This is a genomic window from Alsobacter sp. R-9 (assembly GCF_054612375.1).
The window spans coordinates 1-26,796 of record NZ_JBTSWJ010000002.1 but is presented as its reverse complement, the minus strand read 5'-3'; the positions used below and the strand labels follow the sequence as shown (position 1 = coordinate 26,796).

Below are 26,796 nucleotides of genomic sequence, written 5' to 3'. Positions count from 1 at the left end.
CCTCGCGGACCCGACTTCAAGCCGAGCCCCGGCCCCCTGCCCCACGGCAGGAGGGCCAACTTCGCGTGATCAGGCGCTCGAGGCGGTCTCGCCCGCCTTGTCCGAGTAGATGTACAGCGGACGCGCCTTGCCCTCGATCACCTCGGGGCCGATCACCACCTGCTCGCAGCCCTCGAGGCTCGGCAGGTCGTACATGGTTTCCAGCAGGATGCCCTCCATGATGGAGCGCAGGCCGCGGGCGCCGGTCTTCCGTTCGATGGCCTTCTTGGCGATCATCGAGACGGCCTCGTCGGCGAACGTCAGCTCCACGTCCTCCATCTCGAAGAGGCGCTGGTACTGCTTCACGAGCGCGTTCTTCGGCTCGGTCAGGATCTTCTTGAGCGCGGCCTCGTCGAGGTCCTCGAGCGTCGCGATGACCGGCAGGCGGCCGACGAACTCGGGAATCAGGCCGAACTTGAGCAGGTCCTCCGGCTCCACCTCGCGGAAGATGGCGCCGGTGCGCCGGTCGTCCGGAGCCTCGACCTTGGCGCCGAAGCCGATCGAGGTGCCCTTGCCCCGGGCCGAGATGATGCGCTCGAGCCCGGCGAAGGCGCCGCCGCAGATGAACAGGATGTTCGTCGTGTCGACCTGCAGGAACTCCTGCTGCGGGTGCTTGCGGCCGCCCTGGGGCGGGACCGAGGCCACCGTGCCTTCCATGATCTTGAGAAGCGCCTGCTGGACGCCCTCGCCCGACACGTCGCGCGTGATCGAGGGGTTGTCCGACTTGCGCGAAATCTTGTCGATCTCGTCGATGTAGACGATGCCGCGCTGCGCCCGCTCGACGTTGTAGTCGGAGGCCTGGAGCAGCTTGAGAATGATGTTCTCGACGTCCTCGCCGACGTAGCCGGCCTCGGTGAGGGTCGTGGCGTCCGCCATCGTGAACGGCACGTCGAGGATGCGGGCCAGCGTCTGCGCGAGCAGCGTCTTGCCGGATCCGGTGGGGCCGACCAGCAGGATGTTGGACTTCGCCAGCTCGACGTCGTTGTGCTTCGTGGCGTGGTTCAACCGCTTGTAGTGGTTGTGGACCGCGACGGAGAGCACCTTCTTCGCGTGGTCCTGGCCGATGACGTAGTCGTCGAGAACCTTGCGGATCTCCTTCGGCGTCGGCACGCCGTCGCGCGACTTCACCAGCGAGGATTTGTTCTCCTCGCGGATGATGTCCATGCAGAGCTCGACGCACTCATCGCAGATGAACACGGTCGGGCCTGCGATCAGCTTGCGGACCTCGTGCTGGCTCTTGCCGCAGAACGAGCAGTACAGCGTGCTCTTGGAATCGCCGCCGCCGACTTTGCTCATGGCATCCTCCACTCGACCGGTGCGCGGGCCGCAGGCCGCAGCGCCCTCGATCAGGTTATGGGGCGGGAACCTAAGAAACGGTAGCGCTTCGAAGGCCCTTTCCCAGGGACAATCCCCACCGGCTGTAAACCCTCACGGATTCGCCGCCACGTCTGCCGATGCAAACATGGTGCCGGATGGGGATCAATAGGCTGCATCCCCGATGGTCGGGGACATTGCAGGGGTGCAACAGGACGGGGACCGCCGTGCCACGCGCGCGGAAGCCCCGATGGGCTCGCTCACGTCGGCGTCAGGCCGCCTCCACCGGGCGCTTCTCCATGACCTGGTCGACGATCCCGAAGGCCTTGGCGCCCTCGGCGGTCATGAAGTTGTCGCGCTCCAGCGCTTCCTCGATCGCCTTGTAGTCCTTGCCCGTGTGCTTCTCGTAGATCTCGTTGAGGCGGCGCTTCAGCCCCTCGACCTCGCGGGCGTGGATCAGAATGTCGGTGACCTGGCCCTGGTAGCCGCCGGAGGGCTGGTGGACCATGATCCGCGCGTTGGGCAGGGCGAAACGCATGCCAGCCTCGCCCGCCGCGAGCAGCAGCGAACCCATCGAGGCGGCCTGCCCCACGCACAGCGTCGACACCGGCGGGCGGATGAACTGCATCGTGTCGTAGATCGCGAGCCCCGACGTGACGATGCCGCCCGGGGAGTTGATGTAGATCGAGATCTCCTTCTTCGGATTCTCGGACTCCAGGAACAGCAGCTGCGCCACCACGAGGGAGGCCATGTTGTCCTCGACTGGGCCGGTCAGGAAGATCACGCGCTCGCGCAGCAGGCGGGAATAGATGTCGAAGGCCCGCTCGCCGCGGTTCGACTGCTCCACGACCATCGGCACGAGCATGTTGTTGTAGACTTCGATCGGATCGCGCATGGCCGTGCCCTGTGTCGTGAATCGGGGGCGCCACGAGGGGCGCTGGACCCAACATAATGCCGGAAGCCGGCCGCACAATGGGGCCGGCTTCGGTTGGTGAACGATCGTGTGGCGGAACCGGCGACGCTGCCGGGCGCAGGGAGAAGGAGCGGCCCTCGGCCGCCCCCGCTCATTCTTCCGTCTTGTCGGCCGGCTTTGCGGCGGATTTGCGGGCGCGCGGCTTCTTGGCCGGGGCCTCTTCGGCCGCAGCCGACTTCTCGGTGCCGTCGCTCTCGTCGAGCAGTTCGTCCTTGGAGACCGCCTTCTCGGTGACCGTGGCCGACGCGAGAATGTGATCGACGACCTTGTCCTCGAACAGAGGAGCCCGGATCTCGGCCAGCGCCTGCGGGTTCTTCCGGTAGAAGTCCCACACCATCTTTTCCTGACCGGGGAACTGGCGGGCGCGCTCGACGAGCGCCTGCGACAGTTCCTCGTCGCTCACCTGCACCTTGGCGCTCTCGCCGATCTCGGCGAGCACGAGGCCCAAGCGCACGCGACGCTCGGCGATCCGGCGGTACTCGGCCCTGGCCTCGTCCTCGGTCGTGTTCTCGTCCGCGAACGTCTTGTTCTGCTCCTGCATGTCGCTCTGGACCTGCCGCCAGATGTTGTCGAACTCCTGGTCGAGGAGCGTCGGCGGCAGTTCGAACGTGTACTGGGCGTCGAGCGCATCCAGCAGCTGGCGCTTCAGCTTGCGGCGCGACACGGCGCCATACTCGCGGCCGATGGAGTCGCGGATCGCGTCCTTCAGCTTGTCGAGGCTCTCCATGCCGAAGGTCTTGGCCAGTTCGTCGTCGACGGTGACGGCGCCGGGCGCCTGCACGTCCTTGACGGTCACCTCGAACGAGGCGGCGCGGCCGGCGAGGTTGGCGGCACCGTAGTTCGTCGGGAAGGTGACGTTGACGGTGCGCGTCTCCCCCTTCTTCGCGCCGACGAGCTGTTCCTCGAAGCCCGGGATGAAGCCGCCCGAGCCGAGGTCCACGGAGATGTCGGAGCCGGTGCCGCCCTCGAAGGCGACGCCGTCGATCGTGCCGGTGAAGTCGACGACGACGCGGTCACCGCTCTCGGCCACCGGAGCGTCGCCCTCCTTCGGGCTGAACGGACGGTTCTGGCCGGCCATGCGCTCGAGCGCCGCGTCGACCTCCGCCTCCGGCACCTCGGCCGTCTCGCGCGTCACAGACAGGCCGGCGAAGGGCGCAAGCTCGAACTTCGGCAGCACCTCGAGCGACACCGTGTAGGACAGGTCGCCGCGAGCTTCCATGGCCGCCTCGACCGCCGCCTTGTCCTCGGGGAACTCGATCTTCGGCTCGAGCGCGAGCTTCAGGCCGTTGTCCTCGACGATCTTGCGGTTCGCCTCGTTGACGAGGTTCTGCAGCACGTCGCCCATCACCGACCGGCCGTAGAGGCGGCGCAGGTGCTGGACCGGCACCTTGCCGGGGCGGAATCCGTTGATGCGCACCTTGTCCTTGAGCTCGGTGAGCTCGTTCGACAGGCGCTGCTCGAGATCCTTGGCCAGGAGGGTGACCGAGAACTGGCGCTTCAGCCCTTCCGACAGCGTTTGCGTGACCTGCATGATTGGACTTGCCTTCGCCAAAGAGAGATCGATGAACAGGACTCCCGCCGCCGACGGCGGCGGCTCTGGTGCGGGCGGAGGGACTTGAACCCACACGACTTGCGTCACCGGAACCTAAATCCGGCGCGTCTACCAGTTCCGCCACGCCCGCAAGCGCACAGGAGCCCGCCGCGGGGCGAGCCCCGCGAGGTGGCGCGCTCTATAGCATGGCGGCGGCGCGGCGCCAGCGAAAAAACGGGCGCCATGCCGGCCTACGGCCGACGGCACGGACGTCTCGCCTCTCCTGCGCGAACATGCGAGAAAGCGGCGCAGACGCACCTGCCGGCCGGCGTCCCTCGCGGAAGTCAGGCCATCACCCCCGAGGACGGCTCCGACCCGATGGCCGCGCACCCGAAGACGTTCTCCCTGACCCGGCGGCGGTTCGCCGCTGGTCTCGGCGGGGCAGCCGCGCTCCCGCTCCTTCCGGCCGCCGCCGTCGCGCAGAAGGCACCGGCCACGGCCGCCCCGGCGGCGTCGCCGCTCCCGGCGGACGGGCTTCCGACGGTCCTCCTCGAGGCCAAGCCCTCCTTCGTCGCCTTCCAGCCCGGCCAGGAGACCGAGTTGTGGGCCTTCGGGGGCAAGGCTCCGGGCCCGGACATCCGCACGAAGCGCGGCGAAGATTTCCGCGTCAGGGTGGTCAACGGCATCAAGCGCCCGCTGAGCGTGCACTGGCACGGCGTCCGGGGCCCGAACGAGGCGGACGGCGTCGCCGGCCTGACGCAGGAGGCAACCGCCCCCGGCGCCACGGCCGACGTCCGCTTCGTGCCGCCCGACGCCGGGACCTTCATCTACCGCCCGCTCGTCCCCGGCATGACCGGCGAATTGCAGGAGCGCGGCCTGGCCGGCGTTCTCGCCGTGACGGAGCCCGACGCGCCGCCGGTCGATGTCGACCGGATCGTCGCCGTCGACGACTGGCGGCTCGACGCCGAAGGCCGGCACGCCGCCTTCGAACTGCCGGAGGAGCGGGCCGGCGCCGGTCGGCTGGGCACGATTCTCACCGTCAACGGCATGCGAGCGCCGCTGAAGCTGTCCGTTCCGCCGGGCTCGCGCGTGCGCCTGCGCCTCGCGAGTCTCTGCAATGCCCGGTTGATGCGCATCCGCTTCGACGGGATGAAGGCCTACGTGATCGCTGTCGACAGCCAGCCGACTGATACCTTCGAACCGCTGCGCTCCACCCTGCCCTTCGCCCCGGGCAGCCGCTACGACGTGCTCTTCGACGTCCCGGCGGAGCCCGGCGCCACGGCCGCCGTCACGGCGCTGATCGGCGAGGGCCTGCCGCTGGTGCAGGTCACGGCCGAGGGTGACCCCGCCATCACCCGCCGGCCCGTGCTTCCGCCGATCGGCCCGCTGGCGCCCAACCGCCTTCTGCCCGAGGCGATCACGCTGCAGAAGGCCCAGCGCGCGGACGTCGTCATCGAGGGCGGCGTACGCCCCGGCGCCTCCGACGGGCGCGGCACGTGGACAGGCGATCCCCAGCGCATCTGGACCGTCAACGGCGTGTCCGGCGCCATCGGGGCCGACAAGCCGGGAAAGCCCGTTCTCAGCGTGAAAAGGGGCACCCCGGTGGTGCTCGCGATGACGAACCGCACCGCCTTCCCGCAAGTGCTGCATGTCCACGGCCACTGCTTCAGGCTGCTCCACGCCTTCGACGACGGCTGGGAACCCTACTGGCTCGACACGATGATCCTGCTCGAGAACCAGACGCAGCGGATCGCCTTCGTCGCCGACAACCGCGGCAAGTGGCTGATTGGCTCCACCGTCCTGGAGCGGCTCGACACCGGCCTGTCGTGCTGGTTCGAGGTGACGTGACGGGCATACGGGGCGTCACCCGGCGTCGAAAAGCTCCCGGAGCACGCCCGGGACGGCCTGCGGGAGGTCTTCGGCGATGAGTCCAGCGCCCAGCGCGCTGCCCGCCGCCCCGTGGATCCAGACGCCTGCACAGGCGGCGTCGAACGCCGGCAGGCCCTGAGCCAGAAGGCCGCCGACGAGGCCCGCAAGCACGTCCCCCGACCCGGCGGTGGCGAGGAAAGGCGACCCGTTGGCGTTGATGGCGGCCCGCCCGTCCGGCGCCGCCACCACCGTGTCCGGCCCCTTGAGCACCACGACGGCGCTCGTCAGACGGGCCGCCGCCCGGGCCCGCTCAAGCTTCGAGTCCGGATCAAGAACCTCCGCGATGCCGCGGAAGAGATTCCGGAATTCTCCGTCGTGCGGCGTGAGCACCACGCTTTGGCCTCTTGCTGCCGCCGGCGCAACAAGGCTCGCGAGGGCGGCCGCCTCGCCGGCAAAGCTCGTCAGCGCGTCCGCGTCGATGACCAAGTGCCGGCCTGCCGCCAGCGCTGCGGCGACACGGGAGCGCGTCTCCTCCCCCACGCCTGCCGCCGGACCGAGCACGACGGCGTTGCGTCGCGGATCGGCCGCCAGCAGGTCCGCCCACCCCGGGGCGCCGTCGCAGCGACGCACCATGACCGCGTCGAGGGCGGCGGCATGGGCGGGCAACGCATCGGAGGGGCTCGCAACCGTCACGAGTCCCGCCCCGACGCGAAGCGCCGCGCGGGCGGCAAGCCGCGCGGCGCCGCCGCCTTCGAGTCCGCCCGACAGTACGAGCGCGTGACCGCGACCGTACTTGTGCCCCTCCTCGCGCGGAGGCCGGAGCGCCCCGCGCCACAGGTCGGGCCCGTTCCGCCACGCCCGGGGCCGGATGCTCTCCAGCACCTCATCGCGAATGCCGATGTCGGCGACCCGCACCGGCCCGCACAGGCCACGGCCGGGATAGAGAAGGTGTCCGGGCTTCAACCGGAAGAAGGTGACGGTCTCGCTCGCGCGCACCGCCTCGCCTCGCGCCTGCCCCGAATTGCCATCGACCCCGGACGGCACGTCCACGGCGACGACGGGCACGCCGGAGGCATTCAGGCGCTGCACGGCCGCGAGCGCCTCGCCGTCGAGCTTTCGCGCAAGGCCCGCGCCGAAGAGGGCGTCGACCACCACGTCGGCGCTGCCGGGATCGGCCGTCGAGAGAGGCTCGACCGACCCCGTCCACGCAGCCGCCGCCAGCCCCGCGTCGCCTTTCAGGGCATCCCGCGCGCCGAGAAGATGAAGCGCCACGCGGTATCCGCGCGCGACCAGCACTCGCGCCGCCACGAAGCCGTCGCCACCGTTGTTTCCCGGCCCGCAGAGCACGAGGACGCGGCTCCCGGCCGGAAAACGGCGCACGACGACGTCGGCGACGGAGCGGCCTGCCTTCTCCATGAGCGCCAGTCCGGCAGTCCCGCCGGCGATCGTCAGCCGGTCGGCCTCGCCCATCTCCGAGGTGCTCAGCAAAGCGTCGCCCATTCCCTCACCTGCCTCAGGGGCGGGCAGTCCCTGCCCTGCCGTTACGCCGCCGGCACGCCACCGGCAGGATGACTTGCTCTCGAATGGGGCATTTGCCTATTTTATAGGCGAACTATGCCCACTGATTGGCCGCACGCCGCGGTCAGTCTGCCGGTCCGCCTCACCCGTCGCCCGCAGCCAGATGGCGATGGCGGTCAGGCATGGTTGATGCTAAGCAGCCACGGTCGTGTTCCGGGCGCGGCTCTCAGCCCTGGACGGACCGTATCAGCGGGCATGCGATGAAGAAAATCGAGGCGATCATCAAGCCTTTCAAGCTCGACGACGTGAAGGAGGCCCTTCAGGACGTCGGACTTCAGGGCATCACCGTGACCGAGGCCAAGGGCTTCGGCCGGCAGAAGGGGCACACCGAGCTCTACCGGGGCGCGGAATACGTCGTCGACTTCCTGCCGAAGGTGAAGATCGAAATCGTGCTTCCGGACGACATGGTCGAACGGGCGGTGGACGCCATCCGCCGCGCCGCACAGACCGGCCGCATCGGCGATGGCAAGATTTTTGTATCGCCGGTCGAGGAGGCGATCCGCATCCGGACCGGCGAAACCGGCCTGGACGCGATCTGACGCCGCTGAGACCCTGATCGTCGCTCCCGCGGCCGTTCAGAGACACCCACCATCGAGACCTACTCCGTTCAGAGGGATTTTACTGATGAAGACCGCCAAGGATGTCCTCAAGGCGATCAAGGAAAACGACGTGAAGTACGTCGACTTCCGGTTCACCGACCCGCGCGGCAAGTGGCAGCACGTCACCTTCGACGTGTCGATGATCGACGAGGACATTTTCGCCGAAGGCACGATGTTCGACGGGTCGTCCATCGCCGGCTGGAAGGCGATCAACGAGTCCGACATGACGCTGATGCCGGATCCGTCCACGGCGACCATGGACCCGTTCTTTGCGGCCTCGACGATGTCGATCGTCTGCGACGTGCTCGAGCCGACGACCGGCGAGCCCTACCCGCGCGATCCGCGTGGCATGGCCAAGAAGGCCGAGGCCTACCTGAAGTCGACCGGCATCGGCGACACCATCTTCGTGGGACCCGAGGCCGAGTTCTTCGTGTTCGACGACGTCCGCTTCACGGCCGACCCGTACAACACGGGCTTCAAGCTCGACTCGATCGAGCTGCCGACGAACGGCGACACCGAGTACGAGGGCGGCAACCTCGGCCACCGCATCGCCACCAAGGGCGGCTACTTCCCGGTCCCGCCGCAGGACAGCGCCCAGGACATGCGCGGCGAGATGCTCGCGGCCATGGCGTCCATGGGCGTCAAGGTCGAGAAGCACCACCACGAGGTGGCCTCGGCCCAGCATGAGCTCGGCATGAAGTTCGACACGCTGACGCTCATGGCCGACCAGATGCAGATCTACAAGTACTGCATCCACAACGTCGCCCAGAGCTACGGCAAGACGGCCACGTTCATGCCGAAGCCGATCTACGGCGACAACGGCTCGGGCATGCACGTCCACCAGTCGATCTGGAAGGGCGGCAAGCCGACCTTCGCCGGCAACAAGTACGCCGATCTCTCCGAGACCTGCCTGTACTACATCGGCGGCATCATCAAGCATGCCAAGGCGCTGAACGCCTTCACCAACCCGTCGACGAACTCCTACAAGCGTCTCGTCCCGGGCTACGAGGCCCCGGTTCTGCTGGCCTACTCGGCCCGCAACCGCTCGGCGTCCTGCCGCATCCCCTTCACTACCTCGCCGAAGGCGAAGCGTGTCGAGGTGCGCTTCCCCGACCCGATGGCGAACCCCTACCTCGCCTTCGCGGCCATGCTGATGGCCGGCCTCGACGGCATCCAGAACAAGATCGACCCCGGCGCCGCGATGGACAAGGATCTCTACGACCTGCCCCCGCGCGAGCTGAAGAAGATCCCGACGGTGTGCGGCTCGCTGCGCGAGGCGCTCATGAATCTCGACAAGGACCGCGCGTTCCTCAAGGCCGGCGGCGTCTTCAACGACGACTTCATCGACAGCTACATCGAGCTGAAGATGCAGGACGTCATGAAGTTTGAGATGACGCCGCACCCGGTCGAGTTCTCGATGTACTACTCCTACTGAGATTTTCAGGGCCGCCTTGTCGGCCCGCACGTCTCCACGCGACGGGGCGCCTCACGGCGCCCCGTCTGCGTTCGGCCCCCTCCCACGCCTGTCGCAGATCGCGAAGGGGCCTCGCCCGCGTCAGGCAACCGCCGCAAGGGCTGCCGCGTTGGGACCGCACCCCCAACGACATCCGGGAGCCCCCATGCCGCGCAATGAGATCGCCGCCATCGTCGGGTTGGTGGTGGCGCTCGCGTGGCTTCTGGCCGCTCCGCGCGCCCGCGGTCGCGCCCTCGCGCCCGCCGCGCTGCTGCCGGCGCTCTTCGTCTTCTGCCTCGCCTTCCTGATTGCCTGGATCGTCCTGCGGCTCGCTGGCATCTGACGCGCCTGCGCCGTCACCGCTGTTGCAAGAGCGTCATCATCAGCCGTTAGCTCTGCGGTACACACTCCCGGAGCAGCGCCGATGACCCAGCCCCCGCAGATGCCGATCTCCGTCGCGTACGAGGCGTCGGAGGACGCCGGGACGAACGCCAGCGCGAACCCGACCATGGGAGAACTCGTCGCGGCGCGGTTCAGCCGCCGGGACGTGCTGCGCGGCTCCCTCGCCGTCGCCGCGATCGGCGCCACCGCCTCGCCCCTCGCCATCGCCGCCGCGGACAAGGCCCGCGCGCAGGGCGCGGCGGTGACGCCCTCGTTCAGGTTCCAGGAGGTGGCGGCAGGCTCGGACGAGCGCCACTACGTCGCAGAGGGCTACGACGCCGACATCCTGATCCGCTGGGGCGACCCCGTCCTGCCGGACGCACCGCCCTTCGACCCGCTGAAACAGACGGCGGCCGCGCAGGAGAAGCAGTTCGGCTACAACAACGACTATCTCGGGTTCATCCCCCTCTCGGGGCCGGACCACGGCCTTCTCGTCGTGAACCACGAATACACGAACGAGGAGCTGATGTTTCCCACCATCGGCCGGCAGGACACGAAGGAAGCGGCCTTCCGGGCCATGACGAAGGACCTCGTCGACATCGAGATGGCCGCCCACGGCGGATCCGTCCTCGAGATCCGCCGCACGGCCGGCAAGTGGGCGGTCGTGCCCGGCTCGCGCTATGCGCGCCGCATCACCGCCAACACGCCGATGGCCATCTCCGGCCCCGCCGCCGGCCATGACCGGATGAAGACCTCCTATGACCCCGAGGGGCGTCGGGTGCTCGGGATGCTCAACAACTGCGCGGGCGGCGTGACCCCGTGGGGCACGTGGCTCACCTGCGAGGAGAACTTCAACGGCTACTTCTGGGGCAAGGCCGACGGCCACCCCGAGGAGCGCAACCTGAAACGGTACGGGGCGCCCGGGGGCTTCTACAACTGGGGTGTCCACCACCCCCGCTTCGACGTCGCGAAAGAGCCGAACGAAGCCAATCGCTTCGGCTGGGTGGTCGAGATCGATCCGACGGACCCCGCCTCGACCCCGGTGAAGCGCACGGCCATGGGCCGCTTCAAGCACGAGGGCGCCGCCGGCATCGTCAACCGCGACGGGCGCTACGTGGTCTACCAGGGCGACGACGAGCGCTTCGACTACGTGTACCGCTTCGTGTCCGAGGGTCGCGTCGATCCGCAGGACCGCGCCGCCAACCGCGACCTGCTCGACCGGGGCACGCTGTCGGTGGCGAAGTTCGCCGCCGACGGTACCCTTCAGTGGCTGCCGCTCGTCTTCGGCCAGGGACCGCTCACCGAGGCGAACGGCTTCCGCAGCCAGGCCGACGTTCTGATCGAGACGCGGCGGGCCGCCGACCTCCTCGGCGCGACGAAGATGGACCGCCCGGAAGACGTCGAGGCGAACCCGAAGACGAACCGCGTCTACGTGATGCTGACGAACAACTCCCGCCGCCGCGCCGAACAGGTCGACCCGGCCAATCCCCGAGCGGACAACCGCTTCGGCCACATCGTCGAGATGATCCCGCCGGACGGCGACCATGCGGCCGGCAGCTTCCGCTGGGACGTGCTGCTGCGCTGCGGCGACCCCTCGGTGGCCGCCGTCGGCGCCAGCTTCAACCCCGCCACCAGCAAGGACGGCTGGTTCGGCATGCCGGACAACTGCGCCGTGGACGCGCAGGGGCGGCTGTGGATCGCCACCGACGGCAATTCGCCGGCGAAGACGGGGCGCGCCGACGGCCTCTGGGCGCTGGAGACCGAGGGCGCCGCCCGCGGCACCTCCAGGCTGTTCTTCCGCTGCCCCAACGGCGCCGAGATGTGCGGTCCCTACTTCACGGCAGACGACGAGACCCTTTTCCTCGCCGTCCAGCATCCCGGCGAAGGCGACGAGGACGACCCGAAGGCACCCCCGGCGACGTTCGAGGCCCCGTCGACCCGCTGGCCGGACTTCCAGGCCGGCATGCCGCCGCGCCCTTCCGTGGTGGTGGTGACGCGCAAGGGCGGCGGGAAGATCGCGTCCTGACGGCAGGCCCGTCTCCCGGCGTCCGCGCGGGGTGCCGCGCGGTGCCTGCATTCATCCACAGCCCCGCCGGCCCCGCCGGCGGGGCCTTGCGTTTCCGATCCGTTCCCGTCACACCAGCCCCCGTGGCAAGATGCACGCCCGCGAATCGGACGGGCGACGGGCTTCGGAAGGACCAGCGCGGCATGGCGAATTCGGGCGATCTCTTCGGTGACGGCTCGGCGGCCCGCAAGCTGCCCGAGGGCGGCGGAGCCCAGGCGGCGAAGAAGAAGCCGCAGCTCGCCCAGGTCACACCGCAGACTTCGCCGCAGGGGACGCCCGGCGAGGCCGGCTACACGGCCGCCTCGATCGAGGTGCTGGAGGGGCTGGAGCCCGTCCGCCGCCGGCCGGGCATGTACATCGGCGGCACGGACGAGAAGGCGCTGCACCACCTCTTCGCCGAGGTGATCGACAACTCGATGGACGAGGCGGTCGCCGGCCACGCCACCTTCATCGAGGTGGCGCTCGCCGAGGACGGCTCGCTCACGGTGACCGACAACGGCCGCGGCATCCCCGTGGACCCACACCCGAAGTTCCCGGACAAGTCGGCGCTCGAGGTCATCATGACCACGCTGCACGCCGGGGGTAAGTTCGACAGCAAGGTCTACGAGACGTCCGGCGGCCTGCACGGCGTCGGCGTGTCCGTCGTCAACGCGCTGTCGGACCGGCTCGAGGTGGAGGTGGCGCGCGGCCAGCAGCTTTACCGGCAGATCTTCTCCCGCGGCATCCCGCAGGGCCCGGTGGAGCACCTCGGCGAAGTGCGCAACCGCCGCGGCACGCGCGTGCGCTTCCACCCGGACGCGCAGATCTTCGGCGCCGAGGCACGGTTCCAGCCGCGGCGGCTGTTCAAGATGGCGCGGTCGAAGGCCTACCTCTTCGGCGGCGTCGAGATTCGCTGGTCCTGCGCGCCGGCCCTGCTCGAGGGCGTCGAGGGCGTGCCGCCGGAGGCGACGTTCCGCTTCCCCGCCGGCCTCAAGGACTACCTTGCACGCGAAATCGAGGGCCGCGACCTCGTCACCGAGCAGATCTTCGCCGGCAAGGTGGAGAAGCCCGGCGGCCACGGATCGCTCGAATGGGCCGTGACCTGGCTCGGCGGCGGCGAGGACGGCTTCGTCAACTCCTACTGCAACACCATCCCCACGCCCGAGGGCGGCACGCACGAGAGTGGGCTGCGCATCGCCCTGCTGCGCGGACTGCGCGACCACGCCGAGCGCATCGGCCAGTCGAAGCGCGCCGCCAACGTCACTGCCGACGACGTCATGGTGACCTGCGCCGCCATGCTGTCGGTGTTCATCCGCGAGCCGGAGTTCCAGGGCCAGACCAAGGACAAGCTGGCGACGCTTGAGGCCTCCCGCATCGTCGAGAACGCGGTGCGGGACGCCTTCGACCACTGGCTCGCCGCCTCGCCCTCGCAGGCCACGAAGCTGCTCGACTGGACGATCGACCGCGCCGACGAGCGCCTGCGCCGCCGCGCCGAGAAGGAGGTCGCCCGCAAGACCGCCGTGCGCAAGCTGCGCCTGCCCGGCAAGCTCGCCGACTGCTCGGCGGCGGGCGCGGCAGGGTCGGAGCTGTTCATCGTCGAGGGTGACTCGGCCGGAGGCTCGGCCAAGCAGGCCCGCGACCGCCAGACGCAGGCGGTACTGCCCCTGCGCGGCAAGATCCTCAATGTCGCCAACGCGACGCGCGACAAACTCGCGGCCAACCAGCAGTTGTCGGACCTCGTCCAGGCTCTCGGCTGCGGCACGGGCTCCCACTACCGCGACGAAGACCTGCGCTACGAGAAGGTGGTGATCATGACGGACGCCGACGTGGACGGCGCCCACATCGCATCGCTGCTCATCACGTTCTTCTTCCGGCAGATGCCACGGCTTGTGGACAACGGGCATCTCTACCTCGCTGTGCCGCCCCTCTACCGGCTGAGCCACGGCGCCACGACGGTCTATGCCCGCGACGACGCCCACAAGGACGAACTCATGAAGACGGTCTTCAAGGGCAAGTCCAACATCGAGATCGGTCGCTTCAAGGGCCTCGGCGAGATGATGCCGGGGCAGCTCAAGGAAACGACGATGGACCCGAGGAAGCGCACGCTCCTCAAGGTCCGGGTCGAGGCCGACGAGCGGCTCGACACGACCAACACGGTCGAGCGACTGATGGGCAACAAGCCCGAGGCCCGCTTCAGCTTCATCCAGGAGCGCGCCGCCTTCGCCACGGACCTCGTGGATCTCTAGCCGCCGGCGCACGCTCGATCCCCCGGACCATGATCCGTCGCAAGGCGGATCATGACCGTTTCGTCATGATCCGGTCAGCATCGTGCCACCGCGCGGGGTGCAAGCTGGCGTCGTGACGGGATCCGACCCCCGCGGACGCCCCGCCGATGCCGCAGAGAAAGGGGTCCATCATGTCCGCTTCGATCACGTCTACCACGCTCCCAGCCGCCGAGCCCGCCCGCTACGACGCCGTGGCCCGCGCCCTCCACTGGTCGATGGCACTGCTGATCGTCGTCGCCTTCGCGCTCGGCCTCGGCGTGGACGCATTTCCGAAGACGATGGAGGACGCGGTCGTCCAGGTGCACGTGCTCGTGGGCGTGTCGCTGGTCGTCCTGCTCGGCTTCCGCGTATTCTGGCGCCTCGTCCGCGGCGCGCCGCCCCCGGTGGCGGGTGTCAGCCCGCTCGTCGAGCGGCTCGGGCACTGGGGCCATCTGGCCCTCTACCTGCTGATGGCCGCCGTCCTGGCGGCGGGCCTCGCGACGCTCTTCCTGCGCGGGCGCGGCATCGAGCTCGGCTTCATGGAGATCCCCTCCCCCGTCGCCGCGAACCGCACCCTCGCCCGCCCCGCCAAGGAGATCCACGAGCTGCTCTCCTTCGCGCTCATGGGGCTCGCCGGTCTCCATATGGTCGCGGCGATCTGGCACCAGGTGGTGCTGCGGGACGGCACCATGGCCCGCATGTCCGGACCCGGCAGGCCGTGACGGCGTGGAGAAGCGATAGCCGGGCGGTCACCGGCCCGGCCGTGCCGCTAACCGGCGGTTAACCATGGCGTCTCCATCTTCGGACCGAGGATGGAGGCTGGAATGGACGGAAGTTTCACGCTGCTGAAGACGACCCTGCTGGCCGGCGGCATCCTGTGCATCGGCGGCGTCGCGGCGGTGCACCACCTCTCCGGCCTGCGCCTCACGGACTACGCCATGCTCGCCGCGCAGCAGTCGCCGCCGCGCCAGTCCATCGAGGGCATGCGCTCGATCCTCGATCCTCTGACCACCGGCTCGGTCAGCGGCCGCCCGGTGGTGCTCGATCCGTGCACCGGCCAGCGGAAGTCCTGACACGGACGCTTCGTCGCGCCTTTCGAAAGCAAAGCCAAGTCGTCGCCGCCGGAGATCGGCGGTTCTTGTGTGCCGATTCGGCCCTGAGGACCTTCATCCTTCGTCAGGGCATGGCCCCGAAGGAGCATCGGCTCCAAGGCCTGGGCCGCGTTTTTCACGGATCGGCGGGCCCGGCGTCGATTTCGGCACCTCAAGGTCAACCCGAACGGCGAAAGGTCGCCGACAGGGCCGCCGCTCACCCTCATCTGGTGTCGTCTCTTTCACCGCGTTTCCCGGCAACAGATTGACTTGCCGTCAAATCTGCCTATGTTGCGCCGAACCTTCGAAGGTCAGGCCGACGATTGTCATCGACGCGTCTCATCCGGCCGCCCTTCCTTTCTCCCGACAGAGCGTCGATCGCCGCGGCAAGAGGCGGCTCACACAGATGAACTTCAGCGAACTCGGACTGAGCCAGAAGGTCCTCGATGCGGTCACGGCCGCGGGATACACGACGCCCACGCCGATCCAGGCCCAGGCCATTCCCCATGTTCTCGAGCGCCGGGACGTCCTCGGCATCGCCCAGACCGGCACCGGCAAGACGGCGGCGTTCACGCTGCCCATGCTGACGCTGCTGGAGCAGGGCCGTGCGCGGGCGCGCATGCCCCGCACCCTCATCCTCGAGCCGACGCGCGAACTCGCTGCGCAGGTCGAGGAGAGCTTCAACAAGTACGGCGTGCAGCAGCGGCTCAACGTGGCGCTGCTCATCGGCGGCGTCTCCTTCGGCGACCAGGACGCCAAGATCACCCGGGGCGTCGACGTGCTGATCGCCACCCCCGGCCGCCTGCTCGACCACTTCGAGCGCGGCAAGCTCCTGCTCACCGGCATCGAGATCCTCGTGATCGACGAGGCCGACCGCATGCTCGACATGGGCTTCATTCCTGACATCGAGCGCATCTGCCGGCTGGTGCCCTTCACCCGCCAGACGCTGTTCTTCTCGGCCACCATGCCGCCGGAGATCCAGCGTCTCACCGAGACGTTCCTCCATAACCCGGCGCGCATCGAGGTGGCCCGGCAGGCGACGACCGCCTCCACCATCACCCAGCGCCTGATCGCCGCCGGCCGCGAGCCCCACAGCAAGCGCGACGCGCTGCGCACTGTGCTGCGCGGGGCCGAGGACCTGAAGAACGCGATCATCTTCTGCAACCGCAAGCGCGACGTGCAGGTGCTATACAAGTCGCTCGAGCGGCACGGGTTCAGCGTCGCCGCCCTTCACGGCGACATGGACCAGCGCGCCCGCATGGCCGCGCTCGAGAGCTTCCGCAACGGCACGACGCAGCTCCTCGTCGCCAGCGACGTGGCGGCGCGCGGCCTCGACATCCCGGACGTCAGCCACGTCGTCAACTTCGACGTGCCGCACCACGCGGAGGACTATGTCCACCGCATCGGCCGCACCGGCCGTGCCGGGAAGAAGGGCACCGCCTTCACCCTCGTCACCAGCGAGGACTCGAAGGCGCTGTCCGCGATCGAGAGCATGATCGGCCAGCCCGTCGAGTGGCAGGGCCCGACCTCCGTTGTCGACGGCGATGGCGACGGCGATGGCAGCCGGGACCGGCGCGGTCGTCGGGGCGGTCGCGAGCGGGACGGACGCGGCGAGAGAGGCCGCCGTGAACGCGGGGGCGAGCGCGGTTCGCGTCGCACCGAGGCCGCGCCGGCCGCCGAACCCGTAGCCGAGGAGCGCTCCGAGGCCCCTCATCGCGAAGAGCGGCCCCGCCGCGAGGACCGGCCGCGTCGGGAGGAGAGACCCCGGCGCGAGGACAGGCCGCAGCAGGCCGAGGGCGCTGCCCCCTCCCCGCGTGCACCGCGCCCGCAGGAGGCCCCGCGCCCGCGCGACGAAGGGCGCCGCCCGCGCCGCGAAGACCGCGACGACGGCCCGCCCGTGGTCGGTCTCGGCGACCATGTGCCGTCGTTTTTGTTGCGTTCCGTGAGGGTGCGTTAACTCCTTTCTACGCCATCAGGTTGTGAACTGTTAGGCGTCCATTAAGTCGCACCGGTCCATGCTCCGCCGACAGAAAGTCGGAGTATGCCCATGGGTCGGTCGGGCGATCAGGAACTCAGCCTCAAGCGCGCCGAGGACACCCTCGCGCTGCTGAAGACCCACGGGCCATCGGGCGGCCCCCGGTCGTTCGAGGTGTGGTACACTCACGTCTCGGGCCAGAACCCGGCCCTCAGCAAGTCCCTGAACGAGATTCTCGCCAAGGCCGACGAGCTCTCGCAGGCGCACGTCGACCAGCTCTGGGAGCAGTTCCTCTCCCCCACCCGCTTCGCCAGCCACGCCGAGAAGACCAGCCTCGGCGTGCTCAACGAGATCAACTCCGTGATGGAGATGATCGACCTGGCGATGGGCTCGACCAATCAGTACAGCCGCTCGCTGGAGACGCTGACCAGCGACCTCGACGGCTTCGTCGACCGCAACCGCCTGCGCGACATCATCTCGCGGCTGGTGCGCGCCACCAAGGAAACGGTGGCGACCAACCAGACGCTCGAGGCGCGCCTGCAGGAGACCCGCGGCGAGATCCAGGACCTGCGCGAGACGCTGGAGTCGATCCGCACGGAATCCCTCACCGACCCGCTGACGACGCTCGCCAACCGCAAGCACCTCGACAACATGCTGCTGAGCGCCGTGGACCACGCCGCGCTCTCGGGCGAGCCCCTGACGCTGATGATGATCGACGTCGATCACTTCAAGCAGTTCAACGATACCTGGGGCCACCTCACGGGCGACCAGGTGCTCCGGCTCGTGGCCATGTCGATCAAGGGTGCCGTGCGCCCCACCGACACCGCCGCCCGCTTCGGTGGCGAGGAGTTCGCCGTGATCCTGCCGGCGTCCTCGCTCAAGTCGGGCCTGCTGGTTGCCGAGCGCATCCGGCAGACCGTCATGGGCCGCGAACTGGTGAAGCGGTCGAGCGGCGAGGCGCTGGGTCGCCTGACCGTGTCGATCGGCATCGCCTCCTACACCCGCGGCGACACCGCCGCGATGCTGGTGGAGCGCGCCGACCGCTGCCTGCTGGAAGCCAAGCGCACCGGGCGCAACCGCTGCGTCGCCGACGGCGAACTCAATCCCGAACTGTCCGACGTCGCCTGACCGGATCGGCCGGCTTCATGCCGGCCGGGCGGGCCCGTCGCTTCGCGCCACCTTCGTCCTGCGCAGCCTGCATGGCCGCCGCCCGCGCGATCCCGAACCACTGCCTCAGTTCGTCGGGGTCTTCGAACGCGGCCTCCGGCAGCCGCCGGTAGCTCGTGACCATCGGCCTGCCCGCCCGCATGAAGGAGAACGGCTCGCAGCCGAGCGCATCGAAGCGCGCGGCAGATGCGGGACCGGACTTCAGGAAGATCGTACCCCCGGCCTCGATGGCCACCATCAGGCCGTCGACGAACACGCCGAAGCCACCGAACATGCGGCGGATGGAGACGGGACCGACGGGCTCGAACAGGTCCTCGAGCGCCGTCCGGTCCATGGCCTCAGCCGCCCAGCGAGGCGAGGCTTTCGGGCTTGGCGGGCGTCAGCGCCACGGATTCACCGCAGCCGCAAGCCGCCGTCTGGTTCGGGTTCTCGAACACGAACTGCGACGCCATCTTGGTGGTCTTGAAGTCCATCACAGTGCCGAGCAGGAAGAGCACGGCCTTGGGATCGACGAGGACGGTGACGCCCTTGTCCTCGATCACCTCGTCGCCGGGACGGACCGCGTCCGCCATCTCCAGCGTGTAGGACATGCCGGCGCAGCCGCCGTTCTTCACACCGACCCTCACACCCACGATGGGGCGGTCGGCATTGGCCACGATCGAGCGCACGCGCTCGGCAGCGGCATCGGTGACGGTCATCACCTTGAGCTTGGGAAGTCCCATTCGTCGTCCTCACCTCGCCAGCCGGGTTCAAGGCCCGGGCAGGATCCGGATCATCAGCCTAATCTAGCAACGATTGCGCGGGTGTGAAGGCCCGCGACGGCAATGCGGAGGGACGCCCCCCGCGCGGCTCACCACATGTCGAGGGCGACACGCGCCTCGTCGGACATGCGGCTCTGGTCCCACGGCGGGTCGAACACCATGCTCACCTTCACCGACTGCACCCCCTGCACGGCAGCCACCGCGTTCTCCACCCAGCCGGGCATCTCGCCGGCGACGGGGCAGCCGGGCGCCGTCAGCGTCATGTCGATCGAGACGTTGCGGTCGTCGTCGATCTCGACGCGGTAGACGAGGCCGAGCTCGTAGATATCGGCCGGGATCTCCGGGTCGTACACGGTCTTCAGCGCGGCGATGATGTCGTCGGTGAGCCGGTCGATCTCCTCCGGGGGAAGCGCGGACGCCGGCTCGATGTCGGGCCGGTTCGGCGCGGAGGCGTCAATGTCGGTCATTTCCCATGCTTTCGCTCAGCCGAACAGAGCTTCGGCCTTTTGCAGGGCCTCGGCAAGCCGGTCGATCTCCTCCAGCGTGTTGTAGACGGCGAAGGACGCCCGGCAAGTCGATGTCACGCCATATGTCGCCAGAAGCGGCTGCGCGCAATGCGTACCAGCGCGGACCGCAACGCCGGACCGGTCGATCACCGTCGCCACGTCATGGGCGTGCGCCCCCTTCATCTCGAAGGCGACGATGGCGCCCTTGTCCTTCGCGCGGCCGAAGATGCGCAGCGAGTTCATGGCGCCGAGGCGCTCCATCGCGTAGTCGCGCAACCGGTTCTCGTGGGCGAGGATCGCGTCGCGGCCGATCGACTGCATGTAGTCGATGGCCGCGCCCAGGCCGATCGCCTGGACAATCGGCGGCGTTCCGGCCTCGAAGCGGTGCGGCGGGGCGCCGTAGGTCACGTCGTCGAGCGTCACGTCGCGGATCATCTCGCCGCCGCCATTGTAGGGCGGCATCCGCTCCAGCCACTTGCGCTTGCCGTAGAGCACGCCGATGCCGGTCGGCCCGTACACCTTGTGGCCGGTCAGGACGTAGAAGTCGGCGTCGAGGTCCCGCACGTCGACCGGCAGGTGGACCGCGCCCTGGCTGCCGTCCACCATCACCGGGATGCCGCGGGCGTGGGCCCGCCGGATGATCTCCTTGATCGGCGTCACCGTGCCCAGCACGTTGGACATGTGCGTGATGGCGACGATCTTGGTGTTCTCGTTGAGCAGCTTCTCGAACTCGTCGATCAGGAAGTTGCCGTCCTCGTCCACCATGGCCCAGCGGATCACCGCGCCCTTGCGCTCGCGGTGGAAGTGCCACGGCACGATGTTGGAGTGGTGCTCCATGATCGAGATGACGATCTCGTCACCCTCGCGGATCGCCATCTCGCCGAAGCTGCCGGCCACGATGTTGATCGCCTCGGTGGCCGAGCGGGTGAAGATGATCTCGTCGGTCGACTCGGCGTTCAGGAAGGCGCGGACCTTCTCGCGCGCGCCCTCGTAGGCCTCCGTCGCGGCATTGGCGAGGTAGTGCAACCCCCGGTGGACGTTGGCGTATTCGTGCTCGTAGGCGTGCGTCAGGCGCTCGATGACCTGCCGCGGCTTCTGCGCCGAGGCCGCGTTGTCGAGGTAGACCAGCGGCTTGCCGTAGACCTCCGTCGACAGGATCGGGAAATCGGCCCGGATCGCCGCGAGGTCGAAGGGTCGCGTGGGGGATGCGGTCATTGCACGTCGCCTTCCGGGCCGCCGGGGGCCCTCTTCGTCGTGGGGAGCGCGGACCGGCGGCGCGGGCTTCGCGTCGCGCCGCCGGGCGCGAGGGAGGGGATTCCCCTCCCCGTTCGTCACATGCGGGCCCGCAGCCAACCCTCGACGGCGGCCGTGAGCGCGTCGCGGACGGCCTCGTGCTCGACGAGGTCCAGCGCCTCGCCCACGAAGGCCTGCAGCATGAGCGCCTCGGCGTCAGGCTTCGGCAGCCCGCGGGCGCGCAGGTAGAACAGCAGGTCGTCGTCGAGCGCACCGCAGGTCGCGCCATGGGCGCACTGCACGTCGTCGGCGAAGATCTCGAGCTCCGGCTTGTTGTTCATGGTCGCGTCGTCGGAGAGCAGCACCGCCTGGCTCATCATCCGGCCGTCGGTCTTCTGCGCCTGAGACTCGACCACGATCTTGCCCTGGAAGACGCCGGTCGACTCGCCGTCGAGCACGGTCTTGAACAGCTCGCGGCTGGCGCAGTGGGGCGCCGAATGCTCCACGAGCAGTGTCGTGTCGGCATGCTGGCGGCCGCTGAGCAGCGCCGCGCCGCCCACCGTCAGGGTCGAGTGCTCGCCGGCCATGGCCACGATGACCTGGTGCCGGCTGACGCCGGCCGACATCGCCATCGCGACCGAGGAGAAGGCCGCGTGCCCGCCGAGGCGGACCGCCAGCGACGACAGGTCGAAGGCATGGCCGCCCCGCGTGTTGGCGCGAACATGGCGGACATCCGTGCGGTCACCGGCGACGACCTCGACCACGGTGTTGGCCTGCTGCCTGCCGCCATGCGCGCCCTCGTGGGTCTCCAGCAGCGTCACCGAAGCGCCCTCCTCCACGACGAGCAGCACGCGGGAATAGGTTGCGGCTGCGGCGTCGGTGAGGGAGATCGAGCGCACCAGGAGGGGCTTGCCGACCGCGGTCCCGGCCTTCACGCGGATCACGACGCCGTCGCTCATGAACGCGGCGTTGAGCGCCAGCACCGGATCGTCCTTGGCGCGCGCGACGGCACCCATGTGCTGCGTCACGAGCGGATGCCCCGCCGCCAGCGCCTCGGCCAGCGGGGTCGCCTCCACGCCGGCCGGCAGCCGGGCGAGGTCGGAGAGCGTCGGCGCGAAATGCCCGTCGACGAGCGTCAGCCGGACGGCGTCGACGCCCGCCAGCATGTCGTTGACGGCGGCCGCTGCCTGCAGCGCAGAGGCGTCGGGAGCCGGTGCGATGGGCGCCGCCTCGCGCAGCAGGGTGCGCAGGTCAGTGTACTTGTAAGCCTCGACCCGCCGGTGCGGCAGGCCGTGCGCCCGGAAGGCCTCGAAGGCCGCCTCGCGGTCGCCGGCGACGCGCGGGTCGCCCGGCAGCGTGGACTTCACCGCCGGAAACTGCTCGACGAGCGTCGCCTCGGCGGGCGTGCGCATGGGAGTCACGTCAGCCATGGCTCGTCCTCAGGCCGCCAGGGTGCGGTAGTCGGCGTAGCCGTTGGCCTCGAGCTCGAGCGCCAGTTCCTTGCCGCCCGACTTCACCACCCGTCCGCTGGCCATCACGTGCACCGTATCCGGCACGATGTAGTTCAGCAGCCGCTGGTAGTGGGTGATGACGAGGAAGGACCGGTCCTTGCCGCGCAGCGCATTGACGCCGTCCGCGGCGATCTTCAGCGCGTCGATGTCGAGGCCGGAATCCGTCTCGTCGAGGATGCAGAACTTCGGCTCGAGCAGCGCCATCTGGAGGATCTCCATGCGCTTCTTCTCGCCGCCCGAGAAACCGACATTGAGCGCCCGCTTCAGCATGTCCTGAGGAATCTGAAGGCGTTCGGCCGCCGCCTTGACTCGCTTCATGAACTCGGGCGTGCCCAGTTCGTCCTCGCCGCGCGCCTTGCGCTGGGCATTCATCGCGGCCTTGAGGAACGTCATCGTCGCCACGCCGGGAATCTCCAGCGGATACTGGAAGGCGAGGAACACGCCGGCTGCGGCGCGCGCGTCGGGCTCCATCTCGAGCAGGTTCTGGCCGTCGAGGAGGATCTCGCCGTCGAGGACCTCGTAGTCCTCCTTGCCGGCAATGACATAGCTCAGCGTCGACTTGCCGGAGCCGTTCGGCCCCATGATGGCGGCGACCTCACCGTCGTTCACGGTGAGGGTGAGGCCGTTGAGGATCTTCTTGTCCTCGATCTGCACGTGCAGGTTGCGGATTTCGAGCATGGGGGTCGTCCTTGCAACTGGTGTGGCCGATGACCGCGCCGCTGGCCGGCGCCGGTCGGACGGCCGGGGCACGCCCGGCCGCGGCCGCGATGAGTTAGCCGACCGAGCCTTCGAGGCTGATCGAGATGAGCTTCTGCGCCTCGACGGCAAACTCCATCGGGAGCTGCTGGAGCACGTCCTTGACGAAGCCGTTGACGATGAGCGCCGTCGCCTCCTCCTCGGAGAGCCCGCGCTGCATGCAGTAGAACAGCTGGTCCTCGGAGATCTTCGACGTCGTCGCCTCGTGCTCGAAGGTGGCGCTGGCGTTCTTGGACTCGATGTAGGGCACCGTGTGCGCCCCGCACTTGTCGCCGATCAGGAGCGAGTCGCAGTTGGTGAAGTTGCGCGCCCCCGTCGCCTTGCGGTGGGCCGACACGAGGCCGCGGTAGGTGTTCTGCGAGCGCCCGGCCGAGATACCCTTCGAGATGATCCGGCTCGTCGTGTTCTTGCCGAGGTGAATCATCTTGGTGCCGCTGTCGACCTGCTGCATGCCGTTCGACACCGCGATCGAGTAGAACTCGCCGCGGGAGCCATCCCCGCGCAGGATGCAGGACGGGTACTTCCAGGTGATGGCCGAGCCGGTCTCCACCTGCGTCCAGGAGATCTTCGCGTTGCGGCCGCGGCAGTCGCCCCGCTTCGTGACGAAGTTGTAGATGCCCCCCCGGCCCTCGCTGTCGCCCGGGTACCAGTTCTGGACGGTCGAGTACTTGATCTCGGCATCGTCGAGCGCGATCAGTTCCACCACCGCCGCGTGCAGCTGGTTCTCGTCGCGCTGCGGCGCCGTGCAGCCCTCGAGGTAGCTCACATAGGAGCCCTCGTCGGCGATGATCAGCGTGCGCTCGAACTGGCCGGTGTTCTTCTCGTTGATCCGGAAATAGGTCGAGAGCTCCATCGGGCAGCGAACGCCCTTGGGCACGTAGACGAACGACCCGTCCGTGAACACGGCCGAGTTCAGCGTCGCGTAGAAGTTGTCAGTCACCGGCACGACCGACCCGAGGTACTTGCGCACCAGTTCGGGGTGCTCCCGCACCGCCTCGGAGATCGAGCAGAAGATGACGCCCGCCTTCTTCAGCTCCTCCTTGAAGGTCGTGACCACGGAGACGCTGTCGAACACCGCGTCCACCGCGACCTTGGAGGTCTGCACGCCGGCGAGGATCTCCTGCTCGCGCAGCGGGATGCCCAGCTTCTTGTAGGTGTCCAGGATCGCCGGATCGACCTCGTCGAGCGACTTCGGCGCCGCGTTCTTCTTCGGCGCGGCGTAGTAGTGGATCGCGTTGAAGTCGATCGCCGGATAGGACACGCGCGCCCAGGTCGGCTCGCGCATGGTCAGCCACCGCCGGTAGGCGTCGAGGCGCCACTCCAGCATCCACGCCGGCTCGTCCTTCTTCGAGGAGATCAGGCGGACGATGTCCTCGTTCAGGCCCGCGGGGGCCTTGTCCACCTCGATGTCGGTGACAAAGCCGTACTTGTACTGGTCCACATCGATGGAGCGGACGGTTTCGACGGTTTCCTGCACGGCAGGCATTGCTGGTCCTCCTCTACGGCTTCAAGGGCCGCGGGTGTAGGCGTCGTCGGGGTCGCGCGTCAGGCCGCGCGCTCCCGACGCAGAGATAGGGTTTCAAGACGTTTTTCGAAGGCCCGGGCGAAGCGGATCACGTCGTCCGGCGTGCTCGTCCAGCCGAGGCTGACGCGGATCGCGCCCTGCGCCAGCGCGGCGTCCACGCCCATGGCATCGAGCACGTGGGAGCGGCGCACCTTGCCGGACGAGCAGGCGGAGCCCGACGAGACGGCGATCCCGTCAAGGTCGAACCCGATCAGCGCCGTCTCCGCCGCGAGGCCGGGAATGGCGAGAAGCACGGTGTTGGGCAGGCGGGGCGCGTCGGCGCCGAAGACGGCGACGTCGGGCGCCAGCGTACGGCAGCGCGCCTCGAGGTCGTCCCGCAACTCGCGGATGCGAAGCCTTTCGGCCTCGCCCTCGGCCCGAACGGCCGCGGCAGCGGCGCCGAATCCGGCGATCAAGGCGACTGCCTCGGTCCCGGCGCGCGCCCCCCGCTCCTGTCCGCCGCCGGCCAGCAGCGGACGGCCGAGGCGAACGTCGCAGGAGCGGATCGCGACGGCGCCCACGCCCTGCGGGCCGCCGATCTTGTGGGCGGACAGAAGGACGATGTCGGCCCCCTCCACCACCTCGCGCAAGTCGAGCTTCCCGGCCGCCTGCACGGCATCGCAAACGAGCACACCGCCGGCGGCATGGACCGCCTCCGCCGCCCGCGCAACCGGTTGCACGACGCCCGTCTCGTTGTTTGCAGCCTGCAGGGCGACCATCGGCCGCTCGCCCGCCGCAGTCATCTCGCGCAGCCGCTCGTCGAGCCGACCGAGGTCGACGAGGCCGTCGGCGGTCACCGCGAGCCGCTCCAACCGCTCGGGCGCGAACCGGCCGCCGGCCAGCACGCAGGCATGCTCGGTGGCACCCACCAGAAGGCGGTCGAAGGGGCGACGGTTGCCGCCCGCCTCGACATGCGGCGACAGCGCCGTGGCCGCGGCTTCTGTGCCTCCGCTGGTGAAGACGATGTCGGCCGGTCGGGTGCCCGCGAGCGCGGCCACCTGCTCACGAGCCGCCTCGACGAGCGCGCGGGCGGCACGGCCCTCGGCATGCACGGACGAGGGATTTCCGACATGGGCGAAGGCAGCCAGCATGGCGTCGCGCGCCTGCGGCCGCAGGGGCGTCGTCGCGTTGTGGTCGAGATAGGTGCGCGCCGCGCCCGCCATTCCCGAAGAATCCCGCCCGAAATCCCGTCGCCTGCCGCTGCGCGAACTTTTCGGGACGCAAGACCGGTGCGCCCGCAAGCAAACGCTTGCAAGCGACCCCCGCGACCGTGCTAAAAGCTGCGCTCCCCAGCGACGCGAGCCGTCCCGCGAGGGACGAGGAAGCACGACGCTGTTAGAATTATTCTAAGAGAATTGTGGGGCCACCGCTCTCCGGAGTCAAGGCGCGCGGCGGTCCCATGCCACCCTTGACAACACGCCGGACAGGAACGGCGGACGAGAGGTCGAAAAAGCCCATGCCCGAGGTCATCTTCAACGGTCCCGCAGGCCGCATCGAAGGCCGCTATCACCCGTCGAAGACCAAGGGCGCGCCGATCGCCATCGTGCTGCACCCGCATCCGCAGTTCGGCGGCACGATGAACAACCAGATCGTGTACGCCCTCTACTACGGCTTCGTGGAGCGCGGCTTTTCCGCGCTGCGCTTCAACTTCCGGGGCGTAGGCCGCAGCCAGGGGCTCTTCGACCACGGCCAGGGCGAGCTCTCCGACGCTGCCGCGGCGCTCGACTGGGCCCAGGCGGTGAACCCCGAGGCGCGGGCCTGCTGGATCGCCGGCATCTCCTTCGGCGCGTGGATCGGCATGCAGCTGCTCATGCGCCGACCGGAGATCGAGGGCTTCATCTCGGTCGCCGCGCCCGCCAACCGCTTCGACTTCTCCTTCCTCGCCCCCTGCCCTTCGTCGGGCCTGTTCGTGCACGGCTCGCAGGATCGCGTCGCCCCGATCAAGGACGTCATGAGCGTCATCGAGAAGGTGAAGACGCAGAAGGGCATCCAGATCGAGCACGCCACGGTCGAAGGCGCGAACCACTTCTTCGAGAACAAGGTCGAGGACCTGATGGGTGTCGTCGGCACCTATCTCGACCGGCGCCTCGGCCCGAAGGACGCCTGACCCCTAGGGTCTGTACTCAATAAGGTCTAGCGGCGCGGTGGCGATGCTGATTCAAGGCTTCTGGAAAGGAGCCTTGTCAT

General features: G+C 69.0%; 23 protein-coding genes and 1 tRNA gene. 11 read left to right on the top strand and 13 right to left on the bottom strand.

Annotated features, from left to right (window positions below):
- Window positions 1-69 precede the first annotated feature (69 nt).
- From clpX to ACX9GQ_RS02825, 4 genes are all read right to left on the bottom strand, one after another.
- Window positions 70-1,335: an ATP-dependent Clp protease ATP-binding subunit ClpX gene (clpX, locus tag ACX9GQ_RS02840; protein WP_459628025.1), complete on the bottom strand. Its 1,266-nt coding sequence runs from the start codon at window positions 1,333-1,335 to the stop codon at window positions 70-72.
- 289 nt (window positions 1,336-1,624) lie between these two features.
- Window positions 1,625-2,248 (bottom strand): ATP-dependent Clp protease proteolytic subunit, encoded by a 624-nt coding sequence (locus ACX9GQ_RS02835; RefSeq protein WP_459628024.1) that lies wholly within the window; start codon window positions 2,246-2,248, stop codon window positions 1,625-1,627.
- A 169-nt stretch (window positions 2,249-2,417) separates the two neighbouring features.
- The gene (tig, locus tag ACX9GQ_RS02830) at window positions 2,418-3,857 is read right to left on the bottom strand and encodes a trigger factor (RefSeq protein WP_459628023.1); all 1,440 of its coding nucleotides are present in this window, start codon (window positions 3,855-3,857) and stop codon (window positions 2,418-2,420) included.
- A gap of 66 nt (window positions 3,858-3,923) precedes the next feature.
- Window positions 3,924-4,008, bottom strand: a tRNA-Leu gene (locus ACX9GQ_RS02825).
- Window positions 4,009-4,235: 227 nt separating this feature from the next.
- On the opposite strand from ACX9GQ_RS02825, the gene ACX9GQ_RS02820 reads away from it, so the two are divergent.
- Window positions 4,236-5,705: a multicopper oxidase family protein gene (locus ACX9GQ_RS02820; protein ID WP_459628022.1), complete on the top strand. Its 1,470-nt coding sequence runs from the start codon at window positions 4,236-4,238 to the stop codon at window positions 5,703-5,705.
- Between the two features lie 15 nt (window positions 5,706-5,720).
- Here ACX9GQ_RS02820 and ACX9GQ_RS02815 read toward each other — a convergent pair whose 3' ends face one another.
- A complete protein-coding gene (locus ACX9GQ_RS02815) occupies window positions 5,721-7,226 on the bottom strand; it encodes an NAD(P)H-hydrate dehydratase (RefSeq protein ID WP_459628021.1) in 1,506 nt (501 codons plus the stop codon).
- A 278-nt stretch (window positions 7,227-7,504) separates the two neighbouring features.
- Here ACX9GQ_RS02815 and ACX9GQ_RS02810 point away from each other — a divergent pair, with 278 nt between their 5' ends.
- The 9 genes from ACX9GQ_RS02810 (at window position 7,505) to ACX9GQ_RS02770 (ending at window position 18,239) form a co-directional block, all read left to right on the top strand.
- Window positions 7,505-7,843 (top strand): P-II family nitrogen regulator, encoded by a 339-nt coding sequence (locus ACX9GQ_RS02810; RefSeq protein ID WP_293857627.1) that lies wholly within the window; start codon window positions 7,505-7,507, stop codon window positions 7,841-7,843.
- Between the two features lie 85 nt (window positions 7,844-7,928).
- Entirely contained in the window at window positions 7,929-9,338 is a 1,410-nt protein-coding gene (glnA, locus tag ACX9GQ_RS02805; protein WP_459628020.1) for a type I glutamate--ammonia ligase, read from the top strand.
- A 184-nt stretch (window positions 9,339-9,522) separates the two neighbouring features.
- Window positions 9,523-9,699, top strand: a complete 177-nt coding sequence (locus ACX9GQ_RS02800; protein ID WP_459628019.1) for a hypothetical protein — start codon at window positions 9,523-9,525, stop codon at window positions 9,697-9,699.
- Between the two features lie 81 nt (window positions 9,700-9,780).
- Entirely contained in the window at window positions 9,781-11,763 is a 1,983-nt protein-coding gene (locus ACX9GQ_RS02795; RefSeq protein ID WP_459628018.1) for a PhoX family protein, read from the top strand.
- 182 nt (window positions 11,764-11,945) lie between these two features.
- Entirely contained in the window at window positions 11,946-14,027 is a 2,082-nt protein-coding gene (parE, locus tag ACX9GQ_RS02790; protein ID WP_459628017.1) for a DNA topoisomerase IV subunit B, read from the top strand.
- Window positions 14,028-14,197: 170 nt separating this feature from the next.
- Window positions 14,198-14,767 (top strand): cytochrome b, encoded by a 570-nt coding sequence (locus ACX9GQ_RS02785; RefSeq protein ID WP_459628016.1) that lies wholly within the window; start codon window positions 14,198-14,200, stop codon window positions 14,765-14,767.
- 102 nt (window positions 14,768-14,869) lie between these two features.
- Window positions 14,870-15,118 (top strand): hypothetical protein, encoded by a 249-nt coding sequence (locus tag ACX9GQ_RS02780; RefSeq protein WP_459628015.1) that lies wholly within the window; start codon window positions 14,870-14,872, stop codon window positions 15,116-15,118.
- Window positions 15,119-15,542: 424 nt separating this feature from the next.
- The gene (locus tag ACX9GQ_RS02775; protein ID WP_459628014.1) at window positions 15,543-17,093 is read left to right on the top strand and encodes a DEAD/DEAH box helicase; all 1,551 of its coding nucleotides are present in this window, start codon (window positions 15,543-15,545) and stop codon (window positions 17,091-17,093) included.
- Window positions 17,094-17,183: 90 nt separating this feature from the next.
- Complete coding sequence (locus tag ACX9GQ_RS02770; protein WP_459628013.1) at window positions 17,184-18,239, top strand: GGDEF domain-containing protein; 1,056 nt, start codon at window positions 17,184-17,186, stop codon at window positions 18,237-18,239.
- Here the strand turns inward: ACX9GQ_RS02770 and ACX9GQ_RS02765 are convergent.
- The 8 genes from ACX9GQ_RS02765 to ACX9GQ_RS02730 form a co-directional block, all read right to left on the bottom strand.
- Complete coding sequence (locus tag ACX9GQ_RS02765; protein WP_459628012.1) at window positions 18,211-18,612, bottom strand: TfoX/Sxy family protein; 402 nt, start codon at window positions 18,610-18,612, stop codon at window positions 18,211-18,213. The two genes, ACX9GQ_RS02770 and ACX9GQ_RS02765, sit on opposite strands and share 29 nt — an antisense overlap.
- A gap of 4 nt (window positions 18,613-18,616) precedes the next feature.
- A complete protein-coding gene (locus ACX9GQ_RS02760; RefSeq protein WP_459628011.1) occupies window positions 18,617-19,000 on the bottom strand; it encodes a HesB/IscA family protein in 384 nt (127 codons plus the stop codon).
- 128 nt (window positions 19,001-19,128) lie between these two features.
- Window positions 19,129-19,506: an SUF system Fe-S cluster assembly protein gene (locus ACX9GQ_RS02755; RefSeq protein ID WP_459628010.1), complete on the bottom strand. Its 378-nt coding sequence runs from the start codon at window positions 19,504-19,506 to the stop codon at window positions 19,129-19,131.
- Between the two features lie 15 nt (window positions 19,507-19,521).
- Window positions 19,522-20,760: a cysteine desulfurase gene (locus ACX9GQ_RS02750; RefSeq protein WP_459628009.1), complete on the bottom strand. Its 1,239-nt coding sequence runs from the start codon at window positions 20,758-20,760 to the stop codon at window positions 19,522-19,524.
- Between the two features lie 116 nt (window positions 20,761-20,876).
- Complete coding sequence (sufD, locus tag ACX9GQ_RS02745; RefSeq protein WP_459628008.1) at window positions 20,877-22,208, bottom strand: Fe-S cluster assembly protein SufD; 1,332 nt, start codon at window positions 22,206-22,208, stop codon at window positions 20,877-20,879.
- Window positions 22,209-22,217: 9 nt separating this feature from the next.
- The gene (gene sufC, locus ACX9GQ_RS02740) at window positions 22,218-22,967 is read right to left on the bottom strand and encodes a Fe-S cluster assembly ATPase SufC (protein ID WP_459628007.1); all 750 of its coding nucleotides are present in this window, start codon (window positions 22,965-22,967) and stop codon (window positions 22,218-22,220) included.
- Window positions 22,968-23,061: 94 nt separating this feature from the next.
- The gene (gene sufB / locus ACX9GQ_RS02735) at window positions 23,062-24,531 is read right to left on the bottom strand and encodes a Fe-S cluster assembly protein SufB (protein WP_459628006.1); all 1,470 of its coding nucleotides are present in this window, start codon (window positions 24,529-24,531) and stop codon (window positions 23,062-23,064) included.
- A 59-nt stretch (window positions 24,532-24,590) separates the two neighbouring features.
- The gene (locus tag ACX9GQ_RS02730) at window positions 24,591-25,772 is read right to left on the bottom strand and encodes a cysteine desulfurase family protein (protein ID WP_459628005.1); all 1,182 of its coding nucleotides are present in this window, start codon (window positions 25,770-25,772) and stop codon (window positions 24,591-24,593) included.
- A 293-nt stretch (window positions 25,773-26,065) separates the two neighbouring features.
- Between ACX9GQ_RS02730 and ACX9GQ_RS02725 the strand changes: the two genes are divergently transcribed.
- Window positions 26,066-26,716 (top strand): alpha/beta hydrolase, encoded by a 651-nt coding sequence (locus ACX9GQ_RS02725; protein ID WP_459628004.1) that lies wholly within the window; start codon window positions 26,066-26,068, stop codon window positions 26,714-26,716.
- Window positions 26,717-26,796 lie beyond the last annotated feature (80 nt).